Source organism: Streptomyces sp. WAC06614 (assembly GCF_003949795.1).
Taxonomy (GTDB): Bacteria; Actinomycetota; Actinomycetes; order Streptomycetales; family Streptomycetaceae; genus Streptomyces.
In genome coordinates this window covers 1-5157 of the sequence record NZ_RPRY01000416.1, presented here as the reverse complement: position 1 = coordinate 5157, position 5157 = coordinate 1, and the positions used below count along the sequence as shown (strand labels likewise).

Genomic DNA, 5157 nt, shown 5'->3' with positions numbered 1-5157 from the left:
GGCCGGGGACGCCGAGGACGCGGGGGAAGCGGAGGCGCCGGGGGAAGGAGAGGAAGCCGGGGAGGTCGGGGACGGAGCGGGCACGGGGATCGGAATGTGCGCGTCGGTGAGCTGCCGGGCGTAGACGGCCCTCGCCTTGTCGTCGTCGCTGGCGGCGGAGCGGTCGTAGGACACCACCCGCTCGAAGCCGACGTAGAGCAGCCGGGTCGTGTCCGGCATCTGCGCGTTCCAGCGGCAGCCGACCCTGCGGTCCCCGTCGTAGGAGGTGTCGGCGGCGCCGGCGTAGAGCTGGTCGCGCTGCTCGGGGGTGAGGCTGTCGGCGACGGGGAGCAGGGCCTTCAGCCGCTTGAGGTCGACGGCCTTGCAGGGCGAGGGCAGGCTGCGGTACTTCCCCGGCGGCGCCGGGGCCGGGGAGGTCGAGCCCGCGCCCCCCTTCGCGTCACTGCCCCCGCCGGACCCGGATCCGGCGGAGCACCCGGTGGTGAGCACGGCCACCGCGGCGGCCGAGGCGGCCAGCCCGGCGAAGCCCTTGCGACGCTGCACGTCCGTCGGCCTCCTGTCGATGAGGAAATTCCGTTGCCGCGGCATGACGGCAGATGGATCAATGTCTATCGCACACGCTGGTGCTGACGCCGGTTCCTTGTCGTATTTGGGGCCACGAGCGAGGCTTTTTGTGTATTGAGACTTTTCTTCGGTTTACGGGGTAGTTGAGGCGATATGTCGTATGTAGAGGTGCCCGGGGCGAAGGTCCCGATCCGGATGTGGACGGATCCGGCGACCGTCGAGGAGCACGCGATGCGCCAGCTCCAGAACACCGCCGGCCTCCCCTGGATCAAGGGCCTGGCGGTCATGCCGGACGTCCACTACGGCAAGGGCGCCACGGTCGGCTCGGTCATCGCGATGCACGACGCCGTCTGCCCGGCGGCGGTCGGCGTGGACATCGGCTGCGGCATGTCGGCGGTCAGGACCTCCCTGACCGCGAACGACCTCCCGGGCGATCTCTCCCGCCTCCGCTCCCGCATCGAACAGGCCATCCCGGTGGGCACGGGCATGCACCGCGAACCGGTGGACCCGGACCGGCTGTACGGGTTCGGGACGTCGGGGTTCGGGGACCTGTGGGAGCGGTTCGACTACGTCGCGGACGAGGTGAAGTTCCGGCGGGAGCGGGCGCTGAAGCAGATGGGAACGCTGGGCTCCGGAAATCACTTTGTGGAAGTTTGTGTAGATATGTCTGATTCGGTGTGGCTCATGCTGCACTCCGGATCGAGGGGTATCGGCAATGAACTGGCCGCGCACCACATCGAGATCGCCCGCGGCCTGTCGCACAACCAGAACCTGGTCGACCGCGACCTGGCGGTGTTCCTGGCGGCCACGCCGGAGATGAACGCGTACCGCAACGACCTCTTCTGGGCGCAGGAGTACGCCAAGTTCAACCGCAAGGTGATGATGAGCCTGCTCAAGGAGGTCGTGCGCAGGGAGTTCCGCAAGGCGAAGGTCTCCTTCGAGCAGGAGATCAGCTGCCACCACAACTACGTGGCGGAGGAGCGGTACGACGGCATGGACCTGCTGGTCACGCGGAAGGGCGCGATCCGGGCGGGCAGCGGCGAGTACGGCATCATCCCGGGCTCGATGGGCACGGGTTCGTACATCGTGAAGGGCCTCGGCAACGCCAAGTCCTTCAACTCGGCATCGCACGGGGCGGGCCGCAAGATGAGCCGCACGGCGGCGAAGAAGCGGTTCTCGACGCGCGACCTGGCGGACCAGACGCGGGGCGTGGAGTGCCGCAAGGACTCGGGCGTCGTGGATGAGATCCCGGGCGCGTACAAGTCGATCGAGCAGGTCATCGAGCAGCAGACGGACCTCGTGGAGGTCGTCGCGAAGCTCAAGCAGGTCATCTGCGTGAAGGGCTGACGCCCGGAGCGCAGTTGTCGGGGGAATGGAGGAGCCCGGGCCGCCACACGGCGCCCCGGGCTCCTCCGTATCCGCGGGCGCCGACATGTCGCATGCATTCACCCTGGTGGGCTCCCCGGGGTGGAGCGGCGACAAGTCGGTTGGGTGGTAAGGGGGTTGACGGGCGAGATGGTCTAGACCAAGGTGGGCGGCATGAGGAGATCTCGTGTGGTGCTCAGTGTTCTCGCCGCGCTCTCGCTCGGGCTCGGGGTGGCCGGGTCGGCGCAGGCCGGGGTCGGGTTGCCGCCCGTCGTGGCGCACGTGCCGACGCAGGACAAGGTCGTCTTCATCACCGTCGACGACGGGTGGCACCACGACCCCGCCGCCGCGCAGTTGCTGATCGAGCGGCGCGTGCCGGTGTCGCTCTTCCTGCTGCCGGGGGCGACGGCGTACGACGGCCAGTACTTCACCGGGCTCGTCGAGCAGGGGCGGGCCACGGTGGAGAACCACACCGTCAGCCATCCCGATCTGACCACCCTCGACGCGGCCGGCAAGGACGCCGAGGTGTGCGGGGCCGGGGAGCAGGTGCAGGCGGCGTTCGGTCGGGCACCGAAGCTGTTGCGGCCGCCGTACGGGGCCGTGAACGACGAGGTGCGGGTCGCCGCCAAGGCCTGTGGGATCAAGGCGCTCGTGACCTGGACGCACGACTTCACCACCTGGGGCGACACCCCGCCGCCCACTCCCGCGCTCAAGGCGGGGGACATCGTGCTGCTGCACTTCACGCCGACCCTGGCGGCCGATCTCCAGCGGGCCCTGGACGCGGCGAGGGCGGCCGGGCTGAAGCCGGCCGCCCTCCTGCCGCAGCTCCGGGCCGCCGGGATCGTGTCCTAGACCGGCCCCGGGCCTGGCCCTGGCGTTCTGGTGCGTCCGCGTCGCGGCTCAGCCTTCGCGGTGGACCTTCGTGTTGGAGGCCTGGGCGCGGGGGCGGACCACCAGGAGGTCGATGTTGACGTGGCTGGGGCGGGTGACGGCCCAGGTGATGGTGTCGGCCACGTCGTCGGCGGTGAGGGGCTCGGCCACGCCCTCGTAGACCTTGGCGGCCCGCTCCTGGTCCCCGCGGAAGCGGGTGGTGGCGAACTCCTCGGTCTTGACCATGCCGGGGGCGATCTCGATCACGCGGACCGGCTGGCCGACGATCTCCAGGCGGAGGGTCTCGGCGAGGACGCGGGCGCCGTTCTTGGCGGCGACGTAGCCGGCGCCGCCCTCGTACGTGCCGTGGCCGGCGGTGGAGGACAGCACGACCACGGTGCCGTCGCCGGAGGCGGTGAGGGCGGGCAGCAGGGCCTGGGTGAGGTGCAGCGTGCCGATGACGTTGACCTCGTACATCGTGCGCCAGTCGGCCGGGTCGCCGGTGGCGACCGGGTCGGCGCCGAGGGCGCCGCCGGCGTTGTTGACCAGGACGTCGCAGCGGTCGAGGGAGGCGGCGAAGGAGTCGACGGCGGCGCGGTCGGTGACGTCCAGGGCGTAGGCGGCCGCCGACAGGCCGGCGGTGGTCAGCTCGGCGGCGAGGGCCTCGATGCGGTCCTTGCGGCGGGCGGTGAGGACCACGTGGTACCCGGCGGCGGCGAGCTGCCGGGCGGTGGCGGCGCCGATGCCGCTGCTCGCCCCCGTGACGACTGCGGTGCGGGTGGCCTTCGGCGACATGCTGCTCTCCTCCGGTCGGGGGCGCGGCGATCCGTCGGTGTGCGGACCTGAGCGGTGCGGACCCTGGCTGTTGCGTACCTGTGCGTACCTGTGTGCGTACGTCGCTGCGTGCGGAGCTGCGTACGCGTGTGGTGCCGCCAGCATAGGCGGGTGGGGGGCGGGCTCAGTGGCCGCGGGGGGCGTACATGATGACGGCCATGCCCGCGAGGCAGATCAGGGCGCCGGTGACGTCCCAGCGGTCGGGGCGGTAGCCGTCGGCGACCGTGCCCCAGGCGATCGAGCCGGCGACGAAGACACCGCCGTACGCCGCGAGGACCCGGGCGAAGTCGCCTTGTGGCTGGAGCGTGGCGACGAAGCCGTAGAGGCCGAGGGCGATCACGCCCGCGCCGATCCACACCCAGCCCTTGTGGTCCTTCACGCCCTGCCAGACGAGCCAGGCGCCGCCGATCTCCAGGACGGCGGCCAGGGCGAACAGGGCGGCGGAACGGGCGATCAGCATGGGGACGATCCTGCCAGCGGGGGCCGGCGCCTGCGGATGGCGGGGCGACGCGCCCTCGTTCGTGTGATGGTCCGACCGGTGGGGTGGGGGCGGGTTAGCGTCCGCGTGTCGAGCGTGTGGAGGTGGTCGCGGTGCGTGCAGCAGCAGGCGTACGACGGCGGGTCGTCGTCGCGTCGGTGGTCCCCGTCCTGGCCCTGGTGCTGGCCGGGGCCGGCTGCGGGTGTGGCTGGTGCCGGAGAACGAGGGCCCGGCCGAGCTGGAGGCCGCGACGCTGCGGCTGCGGCTGTCGGCGGACCTGGCGCCGCGGCAGGCGCTGGCGGAGGGGTGCGCGCGGGCCGGGGTGCGCGAGGTGGTGTGCGAGACCGGGCCCCTGCCCGCGCACGGGCAGGGGCGGCACATCGGTCTGGCGCTGGGGCTGGCCGGGCAGCCGTCGGAGGTGTTCGTCCGGGTCGACACGTGGTGGAACGGCGGGGCGGCGGACCGGAACACGGCCAACAACGAGCACGTGGTGCTCGCGCTGGACACCGGGGACAGCTACGCCTTCTGAGCCGGGGCCTCGGTGGCCGGGTCGGTGGCCGCGGTGGCGGGGCCGAACTCGGCCAGGGCGTCCGTGACGATGCGCTCCAGGCGGGCGTGGTGGGCGCCGCGCCAGTAGACGCGGGCGCAGTCGGAGCACTGGGCGAAGACGTCGTAGGTGCGGTGGGTGCCGTCCTCCAGGCGGTCGCCGACGCTGTCCTTGTCGGCCTCGTGCAGGGGGCCGTTGCAGGCCGTGCAGCGGGTCCAGGGGGCGAGCTCGGGGGCGAACCGGCCGAGGACGTCGCGCAGTTGCTCGTCCGGGTTGTCGCTGTAGACGTATCCGCCGGCCCAGATCTCGCGGCGGCGCAGCAGGCCGCGGTCGCGGGAGAGCAGGACGCGGCGTTCGGCGGCGGACCGGGTGGCCAGGGCCTGGTCGCCGGGGTCCTCGTTGTCGTACGCGGCGTCCACGCCGAGGAGGCGCAGGCGGCGGGCGAGGGTGCCGAGGTGGACGTCGAGGAGGAAGCGGAGGGGGGCGCCGGGTACCTGCT

6 protein-coding genes and 1 pseudogene are annotated in these 5157 nt (G+C 72.1%); 3 read left to right on the top strand and 4 right to left on the bottom strand.

Annotated elements, in window-relative coordinates; all coding sequences use genetic code 11:
- A pseudogene (locus tag EF918_RS32100) lies at positions 1-543 on the bottom strand (hypothetical protein); the annotation flags it as partial.
- Positions 544-717: 174 nt separating this feature from the next.
- On the opposite strand from EF918_RS32100, the gene EF918_RS32095 reads away from it, so the two are divergent.
- Together EF918_RS32095 and EF918_RS32090 are read left to right on the top strand one after the other, a co-directional pair.
- Positions 718-1911, top strand: coding sequence for an RtcB family protein (locus tag EF918_RS32095; protein WP_125652432.1), 1194 nt, complete (start codon positions 718-720; stop codon positions 1909-1911).
- Between the two features lie 192 nt (positions 1912-2103).
- Entirely contained in the window at positions 2104-2781 is a 678-nt protein-coding gene (locus EF918_RS32090) for a polysaccharide deacetylase family protein (protein WP_125652431.1), read from the top strand.
- A gap of 48 nt (positions 2782-2829) precedes the next feature.
- Here EF918_RS32090 and EF918_RS32085 read toward each other — a convergent pair whose 3' ends face one another.
- Positions 2830-3594 carry an SDR family NAD(P)-dependent oxidoreductase gene (locus EF918_RS32085; protein ID WP_125652430.1) on the bottom strand — a complete coding sequence of 255 codons (765 nt, stop codon included), beginning with the start codon at positions 3592-3594 and terminating at the stop codon, positions 2830-2832.
- Between the two features lie 163 nt (positions 3595-3757).
- Entirely contained in the window at positions 3758-4093 is a 336-nt protein-coding gene (locus EF918_RS32080; protein ID WP_125652429.1) for a YnfA family protein, read from the bottom strand.
- Positions 4094-4322: 229 nt separating this feature from the next.
- Between EF918_RS32080 and EF918_RS32075 the strand changes: the two genes are divergently transcribed.
- Entirely contained in the window at positions 4323-4640 is a 318-nt protein-coding gene (locus EF918_RS32075; protein ID WP_260610855.1) for a hypothetical protein, read from the top strand.
- Here EF918_RS32075 and EF918_RS32070 read toward each other — a convergent pair.
- Positions 4628-5157 (bottom strand): Mut7-C RNAse domain-containing protein (locus EF918_RS32070; protein WP_185922017.1); only part of this gene is annotated, 530 nt, incomplete at its 5' end. The two genes, EF918_RS32075 and EF918_RS32070, sit on opposite strands and share 13 nt — an antisense overlap.

Coding starts and splice junctions, on each gene's coding strand:
- EF918_RS32095 (WP_125652432.1), top strand. CDS start 718: ATGTCGTATGTAGAGGTGCCCGGGGCGAAGGTCCCGATCCGGATGTGG.
- EF918_RS32090 (WP_125652431.1), top strand. CDS start 2,104: ATGAGGAGATCTCGTGTGGTGCTCAGTGTTCTCGCCGCGCTCTCGCTC.
- EF918_RS32085 (WP_125652430.1), bottom strand. CDS start 3,594: ATGTCGCCGAAGGCCACCCGCACCGCAGTCGTCACGGGGGCGAGCAGC.
- EF918_RS32080 (WP_125652429.1), bottom strand. CDS start 4,093: ATGCTGATCGCCCGTTCCGCCGCCCTGTTCGCCCTGGCCGCCGTCCTG.